The organism is Parendozoicomonas sp. Alg238-R29, from assembly GCF_947331445.1.
GTDB lineage: Bacteria > Pseudomonadota > Gammaproteobacteria > Pseudomonadales > Endozoicomonadaceae > Sansalvadorimonas.
The window spans coordinates 1-899 of the sequence record NZ_CAMZOG010000242.1; the positions used below are offsets into that span (position 1 = coordinate 1).

Below are 899 nucleotides of genomic sequence, written 5' to 3' on the forward strand. Positions count from 1 at the left end.
GGCGTTATATTTTATCCAGTCTCATCGGTGTTATGAAAAAATTATTTATATCCATCATACTGACTGCTGTATCTACATCGGTACTTGCTCAAGAATTAAACAATGAATTTCTCCAAGGGAAATGGTTGATAATTAAATCAGGAGACTATTTCACTGAAGATCTTGGAGTAGGTGAAGATATTTGGGAGTTCAAAAATAACACTTGGACAGTTAACACAAGTGGAAAAGCATTACATCCAGAAGAGTTTGTCATTGAAGGCAATATTCTTATCATTGGAAATTACCAAATTAAAGTTGTCGACCACAACAGCAACATGCTTTTAGTCGACACTAGTGGTATAAAACAACAACTAGAAAGAATAAAAAAGGATTAAGCTTTATGAATAACCTAACAAAATTTGTGTTTCTTTTATCATTTATCCCTGGACTTGCATATTCTGGCGTATATAAATGCGAGACAGCTTCGGGTAAAATCACGTACCAATCTACCTCTTGTGCCAACGACGATAAAGCATCAACAGTCAAAGTATCAGCTTCAAGAAATAACACTGCTAAAGATAAAGATCAAAACAAGTCCGCATCAAATAATGACCCATCTGGAATATGGTCAAGCCAGAAGAACAGAAAATTAAAAGCGAACATATCCAAACATGGTAGTTTTTCTATGACAGATACCTCTGGAGAATCACTAAAAGGAAAATGGAAAAAATCCAGCGATGGCGTCTATATAGTTGAGGCACGGTTTCAAGGTGTTAGTTTTCCTGTAAATATGAAATACGAAACGTCAACAGACACTTTACTTTTGAGCAAGCCGGGCCTTCCAAACACCTTTAACAGATACCAGCGTCAATAAAATATAACAAGTGAATGGTGTTCGTCGCTTCGCTCCTGGGACGCCT

The 899-nt window shown here is 36.6% G+C and carries 2 protein-coding genes; both read left to right on the forward strand.

Translation table 11 applies throughout. From position 1 onward, the window contains the following. A partial coding sequence (locus QMA35_RS21855) for a hypothetical protein (RefSeq protein WP_281649243.1) occupies positions 1–374 on the forward strand: 374 nt, incomplete at its 5' end. Positions 375–379: 5 nt separating this feature from the next. After that, positions 380–853 carry a DUF4124 domain-containing protein gene (locus tag QMA35_RS21860; protein ID WP_281649244.1) on the forward strand — a complete coding sequence of 158 codons (474 nt, stop codon included), beginning with the start codon at positions 380–382 and terminating at the stop codon, positions 851–853. Positions 854–899 lie beyond the last annotated feature (46 nt).

Coding starts and splice junctions, on each gene's coding strand:
- QMA35_RS21860 (WP_281649244.1), top strand. CDS start 380: ATGAATAACCTAACAAAATTTGTGTTTCTTTTATCATTTATCCCTGGA.